The organism is Streptomyces sp. SM1, assembly GCF_002910825.1.
In the GTDB taxonomy this organism is placed as follows: domain Bacteria; phylum Actinomycetota; class Actinomycetes; order Streptomycetales; family Streptomycetaceae; genus Streptomyces; species Streptomyces okerensis.
In genome coordinates, this window is sequence record NZ_NEUB01000826.1 from 1 (window position 1) to 20254 (window position 20254).

19 protein-coding genes, 1 tRNA gene and 1 pseudogene are annotated in these 20254 nt (G+C 70.7%); 12 read left to right on the forward strand and 9 right to left on the reverse strand.

Features of this window, described 5'->3' with window-relative positions:
- The 10 genes and pseudogenes from B9S61_RS41065 to B9S61_RS26000 form a co-directional block, all read left to right on the forward strand.
- Positions 1-305, forward strand: a pseudogene (locus tag B9S61_RS41065) (hypothetical protein); the annotation flags it as partial.
- A complete protein-coding gene (locus B9S61_RS25960; protein WP_103544405.1) occupies positions 302-1270 on the forward strand; it encodes a complex I subunit 1 family protein in 969 nt (322 codons plus the stop codon). The pseudogene B9S61_RS41065 and the gene B9S61_RS25960, both read left to right, overlap by 4 nt.
- Positions 1271-1272: 2 nt before the next feature.
- Complete coding sequence (locus tag B9S61_RS25965) at positions 1273-1824, forward strand: NADH-quinone oxidoreductase subunit I (RefSeq protein WP_103544406.1); 552 nt, start codon at positions 1273-1275, stop codon at positions 1822-1824.
- Positions 1821-2495 (forward strand): NADH-quinone oxidoreductase subunit J, encoded by a 675-nt coding sequence (locus B9S61_RS25970; RefSeq protein ID WP_103544407.1) that lies wholly within the window; start codon positions 1821-1823, stop codon positions 2493-2495. Before B9S61_RS25965 ends, B9S61_RS25970 begins: the two co-directional genes overlap by 4 nt.
- The gene (gene nuoK / locus B9S61_RS25975; protein ID WP_103544408.1) at positions 2495-2902 is read left to right on the forward strand and encodes an NADH-quinone oxidoreductase subunit NuoK; all 408 of its coding nucleotides are present in this window, start codon (positions 2495-2497) and stop codon (positions 2900-2902) included. Before B9S61_RS25970 ends, nuoK begins: the two co-directional genes overlap by 1 nt.
- On the forward strand, positions 2899-4893 hold the full coding sequence (locus B9S61_RS25980; protein WP_103544409.1) for an NADH-quinone oxidoreductase subunit L: 1995 nt from the start codon (positions 2899-2901) through the stop codon (positions 4891-4893). The genes nuoK and B9S61_RS25980 overlap by 4 nt, the downstream gene beginning before the upstream one ends.
- A 6-nt stretch (positions 4894-4899) precedes the next feature.
- A complete protein-coding gene (locus B9S61_RS25985) occupies positions 4900-6474 on the forward strand; it encodes a NuoM family protein (RefSeq protein WP_103544410.1) in 1575 nt (524 codons plus the stop codon).
- Positions 6471-7970 carry an NADH-quinone oxidoreductase subunit N gene (locus tag B9S61_RS25990; protein WP_103544411.1) on the forward strand — a complete coding sequence of 500 codons (1500 nt, stop codon included), beginning with the start codon at positions 6471-6473 and terminating at the stop codon, positions 7968-7970. Before B9S61_RS25985 ends, B9S61_RS25990 begins: the two co-directional genes overlap by 4 nt.
- 266 nt (positions 7971-8236) lie before the next feature.
- Complete coding sequence (gene htpX / locus B9S61_RS25995; RefSeq protein ID WP_103544412.1) at positions 8237-9100, forward strand: zinc metalloprotease HtpX; 864 nt, start codon at positions 8237-8239, stop codon at positions 9098-9100.
- On the forward strand, positions 9097-9498 hold the full coding sequence (locus B9S61_RS26000; RefSeq protein WP_103544413.1) for a YccF domain-containing protein: 402 nt from the start codon (positions 9097-9099) through the stop codon (positions 9496-9498). The genes htpX and B9S61_RS26000 overlap by 4 nt, the downstream gene beginning before the upstream one ends.
- Before the next feature lie 454 nt (positions 9499-9952).
- Here the strand turns inward: B9S61_RS26000 and B9S61_RS26005 are convergent, their stop codons facing one another.
- Positions 9953-11200 (reverse strand): APC family permease, encoded by a 1248-nt coding sequence (locus B9S61_RS26005; protein ID WP_103544414.1) that lies wholly within the window; start codon positions 11198-11200, stop codon positions 9953-9955.
- Between the two features lie 94 nt (positions 11201-11294).
- Between B9S61_RS26005 and B9S61_RS26010 the strand changes: the two genes are divergently transcribed.
- Entirely contained in the window at positions 11295-11561 is a 267-nt protein-coding gene (locus B9S61_RS26010; RefSeq protein ID WP_103544415.1) for a GlsB/YeaQ/YmgE family stress response membrane protein, read from the forward strand.
- Positions 11562-11649: 88 nt separating this feature from the next.
- Here B9S61_RS26010 and B9S61_RS26015 read toward each other — a convergent pair whose 3' ends face one another.
- Positions 11650-12138, reverse strand: coding sequence for a YajQ family cyclic di-GMP-binding protein (locus B9S61_RS26015; RefSeq protein ID WP_103544416.1), 489 nt, complete (start codon positions 12136-12138; stop codon positions 11650-11652).
- A 242-nt stretch (positions 12139-12380) separates the two neighbouring features.
- On the opposite strand from B9S61_RS26015, the gene B9S61_RS26020 reads away from it, so the two are divergent.
- Positions 12381-12462, forward strand: a tRNA-Tyr gene (locus B9S61_RS26020).
- Positions 12463-12624: 162 nt separating this feature from the next.
- Here the strand turns inward: B9S61_RS26020 and B9S61_RS26025 are convergent.
- The 7 genes from B9S61_RS26025 to B9S61_RS26055 form a co-directional block, all read right to left on the reverse strand.
- Entirely contained in the window at positions 12625-13992 is a 1368-nt protein-coding gene (locus B9S61_RS26025; RefSeq protein ID WP_103544417.1) for a site-specific integrase, read from the reverse strand.
- 70 nt (positions 13993-14062) lie between these two features.
- Positions 14063-14251: an AlpA family transcriptional regulator gene (locus B9S61_RS26030; protein ID WP_019525248.1), complete on the reverse strand. Its 189-nt coding sequence runs from the start codon at positions 14249-14251 to the stop codon at positions 14063-14065.
- A gap of 450 nt (positions 14252-14701) precedes the next feature.
- Positions 14702-16174 carry an ATP-binding protein gene (locus B9S61_RS26035; protein ID WP_103544418.1) on the reverse strand — a complete coding sequence of 491 codons (1473 nt, stop codon included), beginning with the start codon at positions 16172-16174 and terminating at the stop codon, positions 14702-14704.
- Between the two features lie 2 nt (positions 16175-16176).
- Positions 16177-17028 carry a DNA primase gene (locus B9S61_RS26040; RefSeq protein WP_103544419.1) on the reverse strand — a complete coding sequence of 284 codons (852 nt, stop codon included), beginning with the start codon at positions 17026-17028 and terminating at the stop codon, positions 16177-16179.
- Between the two features lie 88 nt (positions 17029-17116).
- Positions 17117-17581, reverse strand: coding sequence for a hypothetical protein (locus B9S61_RS26045; RefSeq protein WP_103544420.1), 465 nt, complete (start codon positions 17579-17581; stop codon positions 17117-17119).
- Positions 17582-17783: 202 nt separating this feature from the next.
- On the reverse strand, positions 17784-19913 hold the full coding sequence (locus B9S61_RS26050; protein ID WP_103544421.1) for an FtsK/SpoIIIE domain-containing protein: 2130 nt from the start codon (positions 19911-19913) through the stop codon (positions 17784-17786).
- Between the two features lie 105 nt (positions 19914-20018).
- A partial coding sequence (locus B9S61_RS26055) for a hypothetical protein (RefSeq protein WP_103544422.1) occupies positions 20019-20254 on the reverse strand: 236 nt, incomplete at its 5' end.

A 20254-nucleotide genomic window follows, 5' to 3' on the forward strand; every position in this document is an offset into this window, starting at 1 on the left:
CCGCCACCACCCCCGGAGCCGCCCCGGTCACCGAACCCGGTGCCGGCCCCGAGGGCGACGACGTGACGGACCCCGGACAGCCCCGCCCGGCGTCCGGCACCGACGGCCCCGGCACCGACGGCCCCGGCACCGACGGCCCCGACACCGACACCGACTCCGGGACCGACCCCGACCCCGACCCCGGACCTGACTCCGACCCCGGACCTGACTCCGACCCCGGACCTGACTCCGGCTCCGGGACCGAGCCCCGGACCGGTACGGAGACCGGTACCACCCCCGACGACCCCTCAGGAGGCCCGCGGTGAACGACGTGCTCGACGTCGCCCTGCGACTCCTCGTCGTGTTCGTCGTCTTCCTCACCTTCCCGCTGATCGTGGGACAGACCGAGCACAAGGTGATGGCCCACATGCAGGGCCGCCTCGGCCCGATGTACGCCGGCGGCTTCCACGGCTGGGCCCAGCTCGTCGCCGACGGCGTGAAGTTCGCGCAGAAGGAGGACGTGGTCCCGGCCGGCGCGGACCGCCGTGTCTTCCAGCTCGCCCCCGCCGTCGCCCTCCTGCCGTACCTCCTCGTGCTGCTCGCCATCCCGATCGGCCCGGGCGAGGGCGCGGTCGGCCAGGTGATCGACGCGGGCGTGTTCTTCGTGCTGGCGGTCATGGGCATCGGCGTCCTCGGCTCACTCATGGCCGGCTGGGCCTCCGCCAACAAGTTCTCCCTCCTCGGCGGCCTGCGCACCGCCGCCCAGCTCCTCGCCTACGAACTCCCGATGCTGCTCACCGCCGCGTCCGTGGCGATGGCGGCCGGCACCGTCTCCCTCGTCGGCATCCTCGACGCCTTCCAGTGGTGGTGGGTGCCCTGGCAGATCACCGGCGCGCTCGTCTTCTTCATCGCCGGCCTCGCCGAACTCCAGCGGCCTCCCTTCGACATGCCGGTCGCCGACTCGGAGATCATCTTCGGCGCGTACACCGAGTACACCGGTCTGCGCTTCGCTCTCTTCCTCCTCGCCGAGTACGCCGGGATCGTCGTCCTGTGCGGCCTGACCACCGTCCTCTTCCTGGGCGGCTGGCACGGCCCCTGGGGCACCGACGGGCTCGGCTGGGTCTGGACCCTGCTGAAGACCGCGGTCCTCGCCTTCGTCGTGATCTGGCTCCGCGTCACCTACCCCCGCCTGCGCGAGGACCAGCTCCAGAAGCTCGCCTGGACCCTCCTCGTTCCCCTCTCCCTCGCCCAGATCGCCCTCACCGGCATCGTCAAGGTGGTGATCCGGTAACCATGGCTCCCCTCCCCGGTTCCGGCCTGGCCAAGGGCCTGGCCGTCACTCTGCGGACGATGACGAAGAAGTCCGTCACCGCCCCGTACCCGGACACCCAGCCCGACCTGCCGCCCCGCACCCGCGGGGTGATCGGCCTGTTCGAGGAGAACTGCACGGTCTGCATGCTGTGCGCCCGCGAGTGCCCGGACTGGTGCATCTACATCGACTCCCACAAGGAGACGGTCCCGGCGGCGGCCCCCGGCGGCCGCGAACGCAGCCGCAACGTCCTCGACCGCTTCGCCATCGACTTCTCCCTGTGCATGTACTGCGGTATCTGCATCGAGGTCTGTCCCTTCGACGCCCTCTTCTGGTCGCCGGAGTTCGAGTACGCCGAGACCGACATCCGCGAACTCACCCACGAACGCGACAAGCTCCGCGAGTGGATGTGGACGGTCCCGGCCCCGCCCGCTCTGGACCCCGGCGCCGAGGAGCCGAAGGAACTCGCCGCCGCCCGCAGGACCGCCGACAAACTCGCCGCCGCCCAGGCCGAACCGCAGGAGGAGGAGTCGTGACCCTCGCCGCAGCCGCAGGAACGGCCGCGCACGCCACGACCACCGCCGCCGCCGAGACGCACGGCTTCCTCTCCCCGACCGGGGTGGAGATCGCCTTCCTCCTCGTCGGCCTGGTCACCCTCGGGGCCGCCGTCATCACCGTCACCACCCGGCAACTGGTGCACGCCGCGCTGTGGCTGGTGGTGGCCCTCGGTGGCCTCGCCGTCGAATACCTCCTGCTCACCGCCGAGTTCATCGCCTGGGTGCAGGTCCTCATCTACGTCGGCTCCGTCGTCGTCCTCCTCCTGTTCGGGCTCATGCTCACCCGAGCCCCCATCGGCCGCTCACCGGACGCCGACTCCGGCAACCGCTGGGTCGCCCTCACGGTGGCCGTCGTCTCCGCGACCGCCCTGGTCTGGGTCGTCGTCGACGCCTTCCGGACCACCTGGATCGACCTGGACGGCGCCCCCGCCGGCTCCACCGAGGTGACCGGCGCGAGCCTCTTCCAGCACTGGGTCCTGCCCTTCGAGGCCCTCTCCGTCCTCCTTCTCGCCGCCCTCGTCGGCGCGATCGTCCTGTCCCGCAAGGCGAAGGCCGAGCAGGCGGCGACAGCCACCGCGCCCGCACCGGCCACCGCCTCCGGCGCCCCCGGGCCCGCGGCAACCCGGAGCGACACGGAGGGGACCCGCTGATGCACCTCGCCTATCCCGCCGTGCTGTCCGCCCTCCTCTTCTGCACCGGCCTGTACGGCGTCCTCGCCCGCCGCAACGCGATCCTGGTCCTGATGTCGGTCGAACTGATGCTCAACGCCGTCAACCTGAACCTGGTCGCGTTCGACGTCTGGCTCAGCCGGGCCGCCGAGGAGACCCTGCACTCCGGCCAGGCCCTGGCCCTGTTCACCATCGCCATCGCGGCAGCCGAGATCGGCATCGGCCTGGCGATCGTCCTCGCCGTGTACCGCAACCTTGGCACCTCGGACATCGACAGGCTCCGCGACACCGCCGAGGGCCACGGTCCCGACGGCCCCGACAGCGACGTATCCGACAGCGACGCCTCCGCGCCCCGGGCGGCCGCCGAGAAGGCCGAGGCCACCAGGTGACCACGACCACCCTCGCCGTTCTCGTCCCCCTCCTTCCGTTCCTCGGCGCGATCGCCGGACTGCTCCTGGGCCGCACCGCGCCCGGCTTCGTCCGCCCGCTCGCCGTCCTGCCGGCACTCGCCTCCCTCGCGCTCGCCGTCGTGGTCGCCGCACGCCAGGGTGGCGACGGGGCCGTCGACGCCGCGACCGAACTCACCCCGACCGGCTCGGTACCGATCGAACTCGCCCTCCACGTCGACGGCTTCGCCGCGCTGACCGCCGTCCTGGTCACCGTCGTCGCCACCTGCGTGCAGATCTACTCGACGGGCTACCTGCGCGACGACCCGCGCTACCCCTCCTACGCCGCCCTCGTCTCCCTGTTCACCTCCGCGATGCTCCTGGTCGTCTACTCCGGCGACCTGATGGTCCTGCTGGTCGGCTGGGAGGTCATGGGCATCTGCTCCTACTTCCTCGTCGGCCACTACTGGGAGACCCCCGAGGCCCGCGCCGCCTCCCTCAAAGCGTTCCTGGTCACCAAACTCGGCGACGTCCCCTTCCTCATCGGCCTCTTCGCCCTGGCCACCGAGGCCGGGTCGTTCCGCATCACCCGGATCCTCGGCGCCGTCGCGAACGGCGGCATCGAACACCCCACGCTGATCGCCCTGCTGCTCCTGGCGGGCGTGGCCGGCAAGTCGGCGCAGTTCCCGCTGCACACCTGGCTCCCCGACGCGATGGCGGGCCCGACCCCCGTCTCGGCGCTGATCCACGCCGCGACCATGGTCGCCGCCGGTGTCTACTTCGTCGCCCGCCTCCTTCCGCTCTTCGAGGCCTCGCAGGCCGCGATGACCGTCCTCGCCGTCATGGCCGCCGTGACCATGGCCGGCTCGGCGCTCGCCGCCCTCGCGCAGGACGACATCAAGCGTGTCCTCGCCTACTCGACGATCGGTCAGCTCGGCTACATGACCGGCGCCCTCGCCGTCGCCGACCGTGGCGCTGCCGTCTTCCACCTCCTGTCCCACGGCGCCTTCAAGGCGCTGCTGTTCCTCGCGGCCGGCGTGATCATCCACGCGTCCGGCACCAACTCACTGGCCGCCATGTCCCGGATGGGCAACCTGCGCGACCGCGTCCCCGACGCCTACTGGACGATGACCGTGGCGCTCCTCGCGCTCGCCGCGATCCCGCCGTTCAGCGGCTTCTTCTCCAAGGAGGCCGTCCTCGGGGCCGCCGAGCACGTCGTCACCGGCCACACCGAACACGCGCCGGCCGCGGCGGGCTGGATCGTCCTCCTCGCCGGTCTCGTCACGGCCCTGCTCACCGCCGCGTACGCGACACGGCTGTGGCTCCTGGCGTTCCGGGGCAGCGGCCCCGAAGCCCCCGACCACGGCAGGCAGCCGCTGACGATGACCACGGTGCTGTGGGTGCTCGCCGTCCCGTCCCTCGCGCTCGGCGGACTCTCCTTCCGCGTACTGCCCGACTGGTTCGACGGTCAGGGTCTGGCCCCCACCGTCACCACCTCCGTGCTGGGCACGGGCGTGGCCCTGGTGGGCGGCATCGTCACCTACGCCACCTGGCGGCACACCACCGCACACGCCGCCCGCGTGCCCCTCGGTGCCGTCGCCGCCCACCCGGAGGGCGACGCGGGACTCGTCGAGGCGGAGGCCATCGCCAGCCACGGACCGGCCTACGGGGACATCGCGTACGCACCCGACCCGTCGGACCCCGGACGGCTGCTGCTCGGCCCGCTGCACCGCCCCGCGGCCGCGGGCTTCCACCTGGACGCCCTGTACACGGCCCTCTTCGTCCGCCCGGTCCGGGCCGGCGCGAGCCTCGTACGCTTCCTCGACCGCGAGGTCGTCGAGACCTACGTACGCGGCGCGGGCACGCTGCCCCGCTGGCTCGGCACCGCCGTACGACGGGCCCAGACCGGCAATCTGCAGACCTATGTGAGCGCGCTGCTCGCCGGCACCGTCGTCCTCGCGGTCGCCGCCGTCCTCTTCGCCACGGGAGCGTGAGCAGGCGTGATCGATATCAGCGAGTCCGTGATGCAGTTCCTTCTGGCGTTCCTCGTCGCCGGCCCGCTCCTCGGCGCCGTCGCCGCCCTCCTGCCGGCCCCGCCCGGGCTGAAGGGGAAGTCGCCCGACCAGGCCGTGCTCCGCCACGGTGTGACCGTCACCGGCGCGATCCTCGTCGCGGCGATCGTCCTCGCACTCGGCTTCGACCACGACCAGCCGTCGAAGATGCAGGCCACGACCGACATCAGCTGGATCCCCGCACTCGACGTGCGCCTCCACCTCGGCACCGACGGCATCTCCCTCCCCCTTCTGGTCCTGACCGCGCTGCTGACCTTCCTCAGCGCCCTCTACTCGTACTCCAGACCGCCCACGGGTCCGTCCCCGAAGGCCTTCGTCGCCCTCCTGCTCGTCCTCGAGTCCGGCACCCTCGCGACCTTCGCCGTCCTCGACCTGATCCTGTTCTTTCTCGCCTTCGAGATGGTCCTCATCCCGATGTACTTCCTCATCGCCCGCTGGGGCGGCGGGGGCCGGGCGGAGGCCGCCTGGAAGTTCATCCTCTACACGCTGCTCGGCTCCGTGATCATGCTGCTCGGCCTGCTCCTGATCGGAATCGAGGCGGGCACATTCGACATGGTGGCACTCGCCACTGACAACGGCCGGTCGCTGACCACATCCGTGCAGGTCATCGCCGTTCTGGCGATCGGCATCGGGCTCGCGGTCAAGACCCCGATGTGGCCGCTGCACAGCTGGCTTCCCGACGCCCACACCGCCGCGCCGACCGTCGGCTCGGTCCTGCTGGCCGGCGTCCTGCTGAAGATGGGCACCTACGGGTTCGTGCGGATCCTGCTGCCCGCCGCGCCGGACGGCTTCCGCACCTTCGCTCCCTACCTCGCGGCGTTCGCCGTCGTCGGCATCATCTACGGATCCCTCGCCTGCCTGGCCCTCGCCGGACAGGGCGCGAACGGCGACCTCAAACGCCTCATCGCCTACTCCTCCGTCGGCCACATGGGCTTCGTCCTCCTCGGCATCGCGACCATGACCCCGACCGGCGTCAACGGCGCCCTGTTCGCCAACGTCGCCCACGGCCTCATCACCGGCCTGCTGTTCTTCCTGGTCGGCGGCCTCAAGGACCGCACGGGCAGCACCGACCTCGACACCCTCGCCAAGGAGGCGGGCGCCGCCCTCTACGGCAGGGCCCCCCGCCTCGGCGCCCTGTTCGCCTTCGCCGCCGTCGCCTCCCTCGGGCTGCCCGGACTCGCCGGGTTCTGGGGCGAGATGCTCGCCCTGTTCGGCGCCTTCGAACCCGCCGAAGGACTCAGCCGGCCCGCCTTCCTCACCTTCATGGCGATCGGCGCGTTCGGCACCCTGCTGACGGCCGCGTACCTGCTCGTCATGGTCCGCCGCGTCTGCATGGGCGCCGTACCCCAGGACGCGCCGGCCCTCACCGACGTGCGCCTCCGCGAGTTCGCCGCCTGGACCCCGCTCGTCGTCCTCACCGTCGTCGCGGGCCTGTGGCCGAAGGCCCTCCTCGGGCTGACCGACCCGGCCGTGCAGCAGCTCCTCTCAGGAGGCACCCGATGAGCTCCCTGGTCCAGTCCGTCGACTGGCTGGCCATCGCGCCACCGACCATCGCCGCGGTCGTCGGACTCGTCGTCCTCGTCGCCGACCTGTTCGTCGGCGAAACGCGGAAGCCGCTCCTGGGCTGGTTCTCGGTGGCCGGACTCGCCGCCGCCACGCTTATGCTGCTGCCCCTCCTGGACGCCGACCGCAGCACCTTCTGCCTGGTCGGCGACACCGGCGTGTGCAGTTACACCGCGGACCGCTTCACCCTCGTCATCCAGTTCCTGGTACTCGGCGGCGCCCTGCTGGCCGCCCTGCTGTCCGTCACCGCCCTGAAGGACGAGGGCAAACGGCTCCCCGAGGGCGAGTACTGGTTCCTGTTCCTCTCCTCCGCGGCCGGCGCCGCCCTGCTGCCCGCCTCCCGCGACCTCGCGACGCTCGTCGTCGCCCTGGAGGTCGCCTCCCTGCCCGCCTTCGCCCTGGTCGGCCTCCGGCACGGCGACCGGAAGTCCTCCGAAGCCGCCCTGAAGTTCTTCCTGTCCTCCGTCACCGCCACCGCGGTCAGCCTGCTGGGCATCAGCTTCGTCTACGCCGCCACCGGAACCCTCCACCTCACCCTGGTCGCCGAGCGGATCCAGACCGTCGACGGACAGCTCCACACCCTCGCCCAGACCGGCGTCGTCCTCACCCTCGTCGGCTTCGCCTTCAAGACCGCCGCCGTGCCCTTCCACTTCTGGGTCCCCGACACCTACGTGGGCGCCCCCCTGCCCATCGCCGCCTACCTGTCCGTCATCGGCAAGGCGGTCGGCTTCTCCGGCCTGATCCTCGTCACCGTCGTCGCCCTGCCGTCGTACGCCGACGTCTGGGGCCCCGCCCTCGCCGTCCTGGCCGCCCTCACCATGACCGTCGGCAACGTGGGCGCCCTGAGGCAGCAGACCACGCGCGCGTACAGCGCGGTACGGCTCCTCGCCTGGTCCTCCGTCGGCCAGGCCGGCTACCTCCTCGTGCCGATCGCCGCCGCCGCGTACTCCGACGACGCCGAGAAGTCGATCGGCGCCACCCTCGCCTACGCCCTCATGTACGGCGCGGTGAACCTGGGAGCGTTCGCCGTGGCCGCCCTCGTCGGCCGCGCGCACCGGCTCAACCGCGTCGCCGACTACCGCGGCCTGTACGCCTCCAACCCCCTCACCGCGCTTCTCCTGGGCTTCTTCCTGCTCTGCCTCGCCGGCCTCCCGCCGGGCATCATCGGCCTCTTCGCCAAGGTCACGGTGTTCGCCGCGGCCGTCGACGCCGGACTCGGCTGGCTCACCGTCGTCATGGCCGTCAACGTCGTCATCGCGCTGGTGTACTACCTGCAGTGGACCGCGCTGCTGTTCCGCGCCCCCGAGGGCCGACCGGTCCGGCACCGGCTCCCTGCCCCGCTCACCGCCGCGATCGCCCTGACCGGCGTCATCGGCATCGCCCTGTCCGGCGCACCCCAGCTGGTCCTCCGCTTCACCGACACCGGACTCTTCTGACCGCACCGGGCCCCATCCGGCACGCGCGCGTGCGGGCCGTCCGACGCCCCCGCGCGCGTGCCTCCCACGGCCGGCACGGAGCGCCCGTCACCCGGTCGGTTGACACGCGCCACCGCGCGCACAAGGGAACTAGTGCCCTTCGTCTGGCGTTGACCGGTACGGGAGGGTCCACTGGACGTGACACCACGAACACCAATGGGCATCGCAGGTCAGAAGGAAGATCAGCAGACAAGGGTCCCCCTGCCGCACGACTTGGAGGGCGTACCGTGCACCGCCGGCACAACGGGCTCAGGACCGCAGTCCTCCTCGGGGGACTGTCCGCGCTCATCATCGTCATCGGCAGCTTCTTCGGCCGTACGGGGCTCGTCGTCGCCGTCCTGATCGCCTTGGGCACCAACGCGTACGCGTACTGGAACAGCGACAAGCTGGCCCTGCGCGCGATGCGCGCCCGCCCGGTGAGCGAGTTCGAGGCCCCGAAGCTCTACCGCATGGTCCGGGAGCTCTCCACCCAGGCCCGCCAGCCGATGCCCCGCCTGTACATCTCCCCGACGGAGGCACCCAACGCCTTCGCCACCGGCCGCAACCCGCGCAACGCGGCGGTGTGCTGCACCGACGGCATCCTGCGCCTGCTCGACGAGCGCGAGCTGCGCGGCGTGATCGGCCACGAGCTCAGTCATGTCTACAACCGGGACATCCTGATCTCCTCGGTCGCCGGAGCCCTCGCCTCCGTGATCATGTTCCTGGTCAACTTCGCCTGGCTGATCCCGATCGGCCGTTCGAACGACGACGACGGTCCCGGCCTCCTCGGCATGCTGCTGATCATGATCCTGGGCCCGCTCGCGGCGTCCCTCATCCAGCTGGCCATCAGCCGCTCCCGGGAGTACGAGGCGGACGCCTCGGGCTCCCGGCTCACCGGCGATCCGCTCGCCCTGGCAAGCGCCCTGCGCAAGCTGGAACACGGGACGAAGCAGCTTCCACTGCCTCCCGAGCCCCGTATCGAGACGGCCAGCCATATGATGATCGCGAACCCGTTCCGTCCGGGACAGGGTCTTTCGAAGATGTTCTCCACCCACCCGCCGATGGCGGAACGCATCGCCCGGCTCGAGAAGATGGCAGGTCACCACCAGTGAAGACCATCCTGAATCTCATATGGCTCGTCGTCAGCGGTTTCTGGCTGTTCCTCGGCTACGTGCTCGCCGGCGTGCTGCTCTGCGTCACGATCATCGGCATCCCCTTCGGCGTCGCCGCGTTCCGCATCGGTATCTACGCCCTGTGGCCCTTCGGATACACGACGGTCGAACGCAGGGACGCGGGAGCCCCCTCCTTCCTCGTCAACGTGCTGTGGCTGCTCCTGGCCGGCTGGTGGCTGGCCCTCGGCCACATCCTCACCGGTATCGCCCTCTGCGTGACGATCATCGGAATTCCGCTCGGCATCGCCAACTTCAAGCTGATCCCGGTCTCCCTGTTCCCGCTGGGCCGCGAGATCGTGCGCACGGACCAGGCGTTCACCTCCACGTCGCGCTGGTAGACGGACCGGCCGGTCAGCCCTCGGCCGGGGAGTTGTCCACAACCCCGAGGTTGTCCACAGGCCCGCACGCTCGTCGTCGACAGCACGCACGATGAACCCATGACCGAGCACGAGCAGTTGCTGACACCCGTGGGCGGAGAAGCCCCGCACCACCCGCCCGCGGGACCGGCCTTCCCTCCCCGAGCCCAGCGACGCGACCCCGCCGTCGCCCGCCGAAGCCGCCCCGGCCCCGGCTTCCCCCCGCTGCTCACCGAGCTCTCCACTCCGGGCCGTGGGACACGGCCCGGTACAAGCCGGAGACCGAAGGCGTGCCCCCGGCCCTCCGGACCGGTCTCCAGAAGCCTGTGACACCGGCACCCGTCCGGACGCCCTGACCCGGCCGGCGCCACCACCCACGGCCACCGCTCGCCGGCTACTGATCGCCGGCTACTGATCGCCGGCCACCGGACACGGGTCACCGGCTGCCGCCCAGCTTCCGCGCCCCGTAAGCCGCCACACCCACCATCAGCACCCCCGCGCCGACGACCACCGAGACCCACGGCAGCGAGAACGCCAGTACCAGGCACCCGGCGAGCCCCGCTGCCGGCAGCACCCGCGCCGCCGGCCTCGCGTCGAGCGTCCAGGCCGAGGCGTTGGCCACCGCGTAGTACGCCAGTACGCCGAAGGAGGAGAAACCGATCGCACCCCGCACATCCACCGTGGCGGCCAGCACGGCGACCACCGCGCCCACCACGAGCTCCGCCCGGTGCGGCACCCGGAACCGCGGATGCACGGCGGCCAGGGCGCCGGGGAGATGCCGGTCCCGGGCCATGGCGAGCGTCGTCCGCGAGACGCCGAGGATCAGGGCGAGCAGCGAACCCAGCGCGGCCACCGCCGCACCCGCCCGCACCACCGGCGCGAGCCCGGGGACCCCGGCGGCCCGCACCGCGTCGGCGAGCGGTGCGGTGGCCTCCCCCAGACCCTGCGAGCCCAGAACGGAGAGAACGGCCACGGCGACAGCCGCGTACACGACCAGGGCGATGCCGAGAGCTGTCGGAATCGCCCGGGGGACGGTGCGTGCCGGATCCCGGACCTCCTCACCGAGTGTCGCGATCCGGGCATACCCGGCGAAGGCGAAGAACAGCAGACCGCCCGCCTGGAGCACCCCGCCGACGCCCTCCGACACCCCGATGTCCAGGTGCCCGGCACGGGCCTCACCGGACGTCAGACCCACGACCACCACGGAAGCGAGGACCGCCAGAACCACAGCCACGATCACCCGCGTCAGCCACGCGGACTTCTGGACACCGCCGTAGTTCACCGCGGTCAGCAGCACCACGGCGGCGACCGCCACCGCGTGCGCCTGCTCCGGCCAGACGTACGCGCCGACGGTGAGCGCCATCGCCGCGCAGGAGGCCGTTTTCCCGACGATGAACGCCCAGCCCGCGAGGTAGCCCCAGAAGTCCCCCAGCCGCTCCCGCCCGTAGACGTACGTGCCGCCCGAGGCGGGGTAGCGGGCGGCGAGGCGCGCCGACGACATGGCGTTGCAGTAGGCGACGCCGGCGGCGAGCGCCAGCCCGAGAAGCAGCCCGGAGCCGGCCGCGTGCGCGGCGGGCGCCAGAGCGGCGAAGATCCCGGCCCCCACCATCGAGCCGAGACCGATGACCACGGCGTCACCGACACCGAGCGTGCGACGCAGTTGAGGGTCCGGGGAGTGCGACATGGGGCCGCAGCCTACTGATCAGCTGCAACCATCACGTGTACGTGGGACGTCTGTCAGGGTGCAAGGACGGTGGGAAAGGGGCAGGTGCACGGGCATGACGATCATCAGCTGGATCATCCTCGGACTGTTGGCCGGAACGATAGCCAAGTTCCTGCTGCCCGGCCGCGACCCGGGCGGCCTCATCGGCACGACCCTGATCGGTGTCGCCGGCGCGTTCATCGGCGGATGGGTGTCGGCCCGCCTGCTCGACCACCCGGTCACCAAGGACTTCTACGACGGCACCACCTGGGTCGCCGCGATCGGCGGCTCACTCATCCTGCTGATCGCCTACCGCATCCTGTTCGGCCACTCGCGCGACTGACCCGAGCCGCCCTTCCCGGACGACGTCCGGCAGACGAGGGGGCGAGCACCCTCACGGCGCCCGCCCTCCTCGTCCATACCGCCCGGTCCTACCGGTAGTTCACGAACTGCAGCGCGAAGTCGAAGTCCTTGCCCTTGAGCAGGGCGATGATGGTCTGGAGGTCGTCGCGGCTCTTGGAGCTGACCCGCAGCTCGTCACCCTGCACCTGGGCCTTCACGCCCTTCGGCCCCTCATCCCGGATGATCTTCGCGACCTTCTTCGCGTTGTCCTGGGAGATGCCCTCCTCGATCGACGCGAAGATCTTGTACTCCTTGCCCGAGAGCTGCGGCTCGCCCGCGTCCAGGGCCTTCAGGGAGATGCCCCGCTTGATCAGCTTGGACTGGAAGACGTCGAGGACAGCCTTCACCCGGTCCTCGGAGTTCGCCTCCATGAGGATCTTCTCCCCGGACCACGAGATCGAGGCCCCGACGCCCTTGAAGTCGTAGCGCTGCGAGATCTCCTTGGCGGTCTGGTTGAGGGCGTTGTCGACCTCCTGCCGCTCGACCTTCGAGACGATGTCGAAACTGGAGTCGGCCATGTCCTGTGGCTCCTTGAATCGGGGTGCGTATCGGGCTGCGCACCGATTGCGTACCGGATGCGTTCCGGCGTGTGCGAGACGGCTCCGAGCCCGGCATCGGCCCGGACCGCATCGGACCAGCCTAGCCATCCCCCCGTCCCCGGCGGCGATCCATCGGGTGGCGAAGCACCCCAGTCCATCGGGTATTGTTTACGTCGTTGCCACGGAGCACCGCCGCAAAGCGGTTCGAGGGCAGCAATCCCGGCGGTGTGCCCGAGCGGCCAAAGGGAGCAGACTGTAAATCTGCCGGCTCAGCCTTCCCAGGTTCGAATCCTGGCGCCGCCACACGACCGAAAGGGTCTGTGACCAGCAGCAATGCTGATCGCAGGCCCTTTCGTCGTTCACGGGCACGGTCCGGCCGCTATGGGCGCTATCTACCAGTGTGTCTCACCCTGATTCGGGTGCTGACCAGTCCGTGTGGGGCAGGCGTGGGGCAGCGTCGGCCCTCTAAGTGCCGCTCCTCAGTGCCCGCTCGATCCGGGCATTCGCGGTGGCCGCACCGCCGTCCAGGCACTTGGCGTACACCCGGAACAGCACGGCCACGCTGTGACCGGCACGCGCGGCCACTTCCTGCGGCTCCACACCGGAGCTGAGCCACGTGGACACGGCCGCGTGGCGAAGATCATATGGACGCTTCGCCAGCAGCGACGCGCACTGAGCGGGCGTGAGGGCACGTGCGCGGGCTTCCGCCCACACCTCGCCGTATCCGGTGTCCTGGACGAGCCCGCCGCGCTGCGTGCGGAACAGCCGTCCGTCGGGGGCCACGCCGTACGCCGTGACGTGCCACCGGAGCATGCGCACGAGATCGGGCGGGATCGGCACCGTGCGGACCGCCTTCCGGGGCCGGTGCTTGAGTCCACGCCGGTCGTGCGCTTCGCCGCTGTCCGTCCAGGCCGACCCCGATCGCGGGCGGGTCTCCCGGAGCCGTAAGGTCCCCCATCCTCGCCGGGGTAGGTCGCAGTCCTGGAGGCGTAGCCCGATGACTTCCGCCGGCCGCGCCGCCGCGAAGTACATGCACCCGAAGAACGCGACCAGGCGGCGTCCGCGGGCACTCTGCGAGCGCACGGCATCGAGCAGTGCGAGCGCCTGCCGGGGGTCCGGCACCGACGCGGGGTCGAGTTCTTCCGATACCTGTTCCGGAGCCTTCCACTGCACCTGTGGCAGAGGGTTGTCCGTCAACCGGCCGGCGTCGACGGCGTAGCCGAGTGCGTTGTGGAAGATGGCCCGCTTCCGGCGAATCGTCGACGCGGACGCCGTGGTGCCGTCCAGCTTCTTGGTGAGCGCGTCCAGGGCCGCACGTACGCGCATCCGATCGGCCAGCGCGGACGTGGGCAACGACTGCCGCTCGAACCACGCCAGCACGGCGGCCACGTCGTCTGGGGGTTCCTGGTCACGGCGGCTCACGTTGAACGCCCAGCTATAGAGCGCCGTCCGCACGGTCTTGGCATCCGCCATTCCCTTGGTGCTCGTGACAAGCGCCGGCGTCACCGTGGCCATGGCTTCCGCGAGCGTCCGGCGCGTCGAGCCGGGGGAGTGCTGCCACTTCATCTCGATGTACTCGCGTGCGTGCTGGTACCAACTCACGTCGTTGCGCTTCCGCAACTCGGAGACCGGCACCCCGGTGGACTCGTCGAACGGCTCGCCGGCGTGTGCGGCCCGCAGCAGTTCGGCGCGTCGGCCCTCGGCCAGGGTCTTGGTGCGGAACGTCTGGGAGTGCGGAGTCTCGCCCGTCTTCCAGCGCAGCTCTGCGGAGCTTTGGCCACGGTCCTTGCGTTGGCGGACGGACCAGATACGAACGTCGTACGTCTTCCCCATCGGGGGCCTTCCTGCGAAAGGGGCCCGGCGCGAGCCGGGCCCCTGGGGTGGTGTTGGTGAATCGGCGTGATCAGTAGGCGGGCGAATCCAAGTTGCTGAGCCAGTCGTCCAGGTCGCTGCGGCGGACCCGCAGATGACCGTTGGGCAGCTTCACGAGTCGGGGTGCCTGTCCGCGTGCGCGCATGCGGTAGAAGGCGGCGCGGCTCATGCCGATCTCGGTGAGGACTTCGGGGAGCTTGAGCATCTGGGGGCTGGCCATCGATGACTCCTCAACAGCCGAGGGGCTCGGTCGGCTGTGGGTATGTGTGTCCGAAGCGCGGATTTCTGCGTCATGTGCGTCACATGCGTCATGCCGTATGCCTGACCTGCGCTCTCTGTATGACGCAGGGGTTTGGGCGTGCGTCATGGGCGCGTCATGGGCTGCGTCATCCCATGACGCGGATGACGCAGCATGACGCAGGCGCCGCCGTCTGCGTCATGCTCCATTCCGCAGGCCAGGCGCCGTTTTCTCGCTCGCATGACGCACATGACGCAGGGTTTCCCCTCTTAGGAAAAGAGAGGGGGTGTCAGTGGTGGTGTGGTGCGGCTCAGGGCGTGAAGAAGGAGCCGCTTCGCGGCGCGTCCAGCGCAGGGCGGCGGTGCCGCCGAACAGCAAGAGGAGCACGCCGGGCGGGGTGCTCCTCTTGCTGTTCGCGGTGAGGGTCGCCGGTCAGAACGCCTGCTGCTGGGGCGGAGTCGTGGCCGGTGAGCGGCTGATCTCGATGTAGCGGCCCTCGTAGGTGCGGCCGGAGTCGATGAGCACGCCCCGGGCGGCGAGGGTGGGCTGTAGGCGCTTGAGACGGTCGGAGAGGACTTTGCCGGTGGTCGGCCACCCCTTGGGCAGGGGGCGGCAGTCCTCGCCGGTGTAGAGGCGGGTGAAGTGGTGCAGCCACTCCGTGGACGTCATCCGCTGCCCCGCGCCCGGCTCGATGTCGGCCGCGTGCCACAGGACGGTCTGTGCCAACAGGTCGCCCTCGATCACGTCGTCGTTGAGGTCGTCCAGGGCGGCCCGGTAGGCGGCGAGCGCCCCGAACCCGGTGGCGGCATCGAGCTGCGCGCACAGGTGCGCGAAGTCCGCCATCCGAAGATCGGTCGGGGTCTCCACCTCGACCGCACGAACCTGCACCGTGAGATCGAGCAGCGAGCCGAGGACGACGGGCAGGGCTTCCGCGTACTCTGCCCACAGTTCCGCCTCGGTGCGTCGCACCCGGGGGCGTTCCAGCCGGAGCGGCAGGAGCCGTTCGGCGAGGTCGGGGCGGATGACTCCGACGTCGATGCCGGTGAGGAGCAGGGGGCGGCGGTAGCGGGCGCGGAAGACGTCCCCGTCGGTGAACAGGGCGCGCTTGACGCTCTCGGCTCCGGTGACGATGCAGCACATCGCGTCGGACAGGTCCGGGGTCATGTGAGAGAGGTTGTCCAGGGCGGTGACCCATCCGGCGGCCACGGCCGCGATCAGGTTTTCCTCGTCCTTCGGTGCGCGGCGCAGGTCGCCGGTCATGCCCTCGATGATCCGGGTGAGCATGCGGCCGCCGGTGGACTTCCCCGCGCCCTGCGGGCCGGTGAGGAACGGGGCGGGGACGGGCACGGACGGTCCGAGACAGCCGATGAGCCATGCGATGGCCAGGCACTCGGTTTCGGCGGTGGCGAAGTTGCACAGCCTGAGCAGGAGATCGATGCCCTTGCCGTCGGCGTCCTTGGCGGGCAGGGGCAGTTCCCCGGTGAGCTGGGTGCGCCGCCAGCACACCTCACGCGGGTCGGGAACGGTGATGTCCCACCCGGTGGGGTGGATTCGCACCGACTGTCCGTCGGCCCTGCCAAGGTCCAGCCACGTCGCCCCGTCCGCGCCGGGGGCGACGCGGATGTGCACTGCCTGTACGTCCTCGGTCAGCGCGAGCGCTTCGATCAGATCGAGTGCTTCTTTGAGGGCGCTGCCGTTGAAGACGCCGACCTTGTCGCGGAAGAGCCCGACCATGAGTTCCTGTCGGTGGCTGCCCGTGGTGCCCTGGGAGCGGATCGGGCGGGCCACGGGGTGACCGTTCTTCTGCGCGTACACGGTGCCGTCGGCGGTGCGGAAGTACCGGAAGTGGGATTGCGCGTAGTCGGTGATGATCTCGCGGGCGGGGGTCTTGTCGTCGTCGGACATGGTCACAGCCCCAACCGGGTACGGGCGTTGTTCCACGCGTCCGTGCAGTGCCGGGCTGTCTCGCCCTTGGCCTGCGCGGCGGTGAACAGCCGCGTGATGTGCTCGTCGCTGAGACAGCCGCACCGGCCATGGACCGAGAGCACGACCAGGAACGTCCGGTACACGGTCGCGTGGACCGCGCTGCGTGCCTGGGTGATGCGCTGCTCTGCCATGACGATGCCGCGTTCCAGGAAGGTGGGCGTGCGGTGAGGACACGGCCCGCCCGAGGCTCCCATGGGCACGGCTACCGCGTGCGGCCCCGGCCGCACGGTGGCGGGCTCCTTGACGGCCAGGGCGCGAACGGCGTCCGGGAGAGCGGCGGTTGTGCCGGTGCCGGGCCCGAGATAGCGGGCGTAGGCCATGACCGACTTGATGTCGACACCGGGCCGGACGCCGTTTACGGAACGCATGACGCCCCGGTAGATCCAGTGCTCACCGCGCGTCGTCTCCACGGTCTGCGTGGCAGGCAGCGTCTCGCGGGCCCATGCGACGGCCGCCGGGTTGTCCAGATCGACCACAGTCAGGGCGGCGCCGCCGGGGTGGTAGGCGACGCACACCGCGCGGCGCCACGCCGCCGCCCACGGGGGCGAGACGACGACGGCAGGATCTGCGGTGGCGGCAGCCCATCCGTGGCAGGGGGCCGGGCACAGGCACGGGCCGGGCACCTTCATGTTCGGCCGGCCGCCGCACGAGTTGTCGGCACACGTCGGGCAGTTGCCGAACGGCACCTTCCCCGCACGCAGGGGCAGCACAGGCACGTCGGATGCCGCGAGCCTGAGGGCGGTGTGCAGCGGAGAGGGCATGGGTTGCGTCATGCTGGAGTTCTCCAGTTCCTTGAACGGGTGCTGGTAGGCAAGGGCGGCCCCGGATTCTTGGCGGAAGAGGGGACCGCCCTTGGCGTAGCTAGCTGTGGAAGTGGTTGCGCTTGAAGACGGCCCGGCGGATGTTCACCGTGGTGCCGCCCCGGTGGCCGCTCGATCCGAGGACCTGGACGGCGATCCATCCGCCGAAGATGACGGCGGCGAGGATGATGAGCTGACCGATGAACGCGGTGAGCGCGGCGATGAACGAGGTGAGCAGCAGCAGCCCGGCGGACACGGCGAGGAAGCCGACTCCTCCGAGGGCGACGCTCACCGCCGTGCGGGAGACGGCCGGCTTGGCGACGACCGGGGCGGGCTGCGGGTGGTCGATGGCGTAGCCGGTGACGATCCGGCCGTCCGGCAGGACGATGCTCGCCACCGCCGGAACCGTGCCCGGCTGCACGGGCACGACCGGCGCCGGCTGGACGACGACGGGCTGTATGGGGGTGGGCTGGTAGGCGGTCACGGCCCGCTCGGCGGGCGTGTGGTGGGCAGGTTCGGGGTACATGCGGAATCCCTTCCGTACTGGGTCGGGGAGGTAGCGGCACCCCCTGGGGGTGCCGCGTAGAGGGGTGTTTCGGGGGTCTGAGCAGGCAGCCTCCCCGTCTCCCCGAAATGATGTTTGCGCTGATCAGCGCGGGGAGGTGGGCGCGGGGAGAGGGTTGGGGAGTTCTCCCCGCCTCCCCGGGCCGGACGGTGGTTCCTCCCCGCTACTGGGAGGCGGAAGCGGAACCGTCGGTGTCGCGGTTGGCGAGCGCGCGGGCTACGTCGTCGCGGCGGACGACCATGACCCCGTGGGACTTCTTCGGCTCCTCGCCGTGCTCTTCGAGCAGCCGCTTCAAGCGGCCGTTGTTCCACTCGCGGTAGACGGCCGTGTCCAGGGCGTGCAGCCGCTTGAGAACCTCATCCGTCCGCAGCCGTGCGGTGTTCCCGATGACGGCGGCGACGTCGGCGAGCGCGTCCCGTTCCTCATCGCGGTCGATGGTGCGCAGGGTGGCGACGCCGTTGCGCAGGGCCTTGGCACGCTCGGCGATTTCAGTGGCGGGGTCGTCGTCGATGAAGTGGGTCCGCACGGTGATGGAGGACTGGCCGGCGGGGATGGTGATGCCGTCGGAGGCGACCACAAGGGTGCCCTTGTCCAGGCCCTGACGCAGCAGGTTCGGTGCCGCGCCCCCGTCGACGGCCTTGTCCCCTAGTGCCATGCGGGCCTGTGACTCGGTGCCCAGCACGAGGGAGGCGCGGGTGTGGGCGCCCTCGCGTACGACCTTGGGAAGGTTCTGGTCGGTGGGGTCCTGCGTGCCCTGCCACATCAGCACATCGACCGCACGGCCCTGGTTGTGCAGCTTGCGGACGGCCATGAAGTACCGGGACGTGGCCTTGCTGCCGCCGTAGGGCCGCTTGTCCTCGCCCATGACCGGGCACATGAACGCCAACTGTGCTTCGTCCACCAGCACGATCAGCGGCTCGAACACGACGGCCGGGTCCTGCCGCCGTTCCTCGATCCGCCGGTTCATCTCCTCCACCGCGTCCTCGACCATCTCGGTTGCCTGGATCACGTGCTCATCCGAGGGTCCCTCGATGAGCACCTGTGCGATGCCGTCGAACATGGCCCAGTCACCGATGCCTTTCAGATCGGCGATCCAGAACTGCACGGACCGGTCCAGGGCCAGCCACAGGGCCAGGGCGCGCAGGGCGGCGGTCTTGCCCTGGTTGGACAGACCGGTGACGAGCAGGTGGCGCTGATACACGCTCAGTTCAGCGGCGTCCCCGCGCAGGTCCTGTCCCCACGGGGCGCGGCCGGTCTTGTAGTTCGCGGTCAGCGTCTCGTCGGTGACCAGCGGGGACGGGCCGATCGGCTCGTCCAGAGCGCCGGAGTCGGCGATCCACAGCCGCACCGTGCGGGCGGCCTGGGGGAGGGTGATGAACACTTCGTGTTCGTGCCGGGTCAGGTTCTCGGCAAGCTTCCGGCGCCGCTTCTGTACTTCGTCTGTCGCCACCCCCGAGGGCAGGGTGACGTCCACCTCGACACCGCACCCGGCAATCGTGATGGGACCCAGCATGGACGCGCCGGCGTCGCCCATCTCCTTGATGGCACGGCCCAGGGCGGGCACCCCGAGGTCGCGCAACGCCTTGACGACGATGGACGGGGTGATCGGCTCCCCCTCGCTCGATCGCACGTTCGCGGGCAGGGCCCATGCGGGTGCGGCCTGCCGTTTGCGGCCGACGGACCACAGGGCGAGCAGGGCGAGGAACGGGCCGATCGAGATCAGCGGTCCCCAGACGACCTGAACGATGCGCATGAGCAGGGCGATGAAGTCGACCGTTGCGGACAGCGGGGTGATGACGTCGCCGGCGTCGCCGGTGCTGATGGCCATGACGATGCCGAGGGCGACCAGGGCCCCGATGCTCATGCCCGCGCCGACGGCTACGCCCTTGGCGGCGTCCACGGGGGAGTGCAACAGGTCCATGCGGCGGTGGTGGCGGGCGGCGCGGAAGCGCTGAAGGCGCTCCTCCCACTCCTCTGCCGCTTCCAGGTTCCCGGCGGCTTCCGCCGCGCGGATCATCCGCTCGTAGCGGGAGCCGGTGCGGCCGTCCCAGGTTCGGCGGGCCACGATCCGCCCACCGTTGAACGTGTAGAGGCCGTGCCGGACCACCGAACGGCCAGCGGCCCGGGTGTGCTCGTGCGTGACGGCGGTCTTCACGGCGCGGCCGGAGCGGACCCACAGGGGCACCGGCGGAGCGGGCGGGGCGTCGGGCACCACGGTGAGGGTGGTCACGGTCGCTGTATCGGCGGTGGGCGGGTCGGTGTGCTTGTGGAGGTGAACGACGTTCTCAGTCATGCTGGGAGTGCTCCTGACTGCCCCCTCGGGGGCGGGAGTGAGGGAATGAGCCGGGGTGGCCGTGTCCGTGGAAAGAGGCGGCCACCCCGGTACCGACATGGCTGGTCACCACCAGCCGGACGACTTCTTGGCGGCCTTGGTGCGGGCGGTCTCGGTGACGATGCGCTGCCGCTCGCCGTGCAGGGCGGACAGTTCCGCGGTCAGCCGCGTCTCAGCGGCCGACTCGGTGGACTCGATTCGCTCTTCCGCGCGGCCGGTGCTGCGGCCTCGGACGACGCGGTAGGCGCCGCCGGTGACGGCGCGGGCCATGGCGCGGCGCTCGCGGCCGTTCAACGGCCACA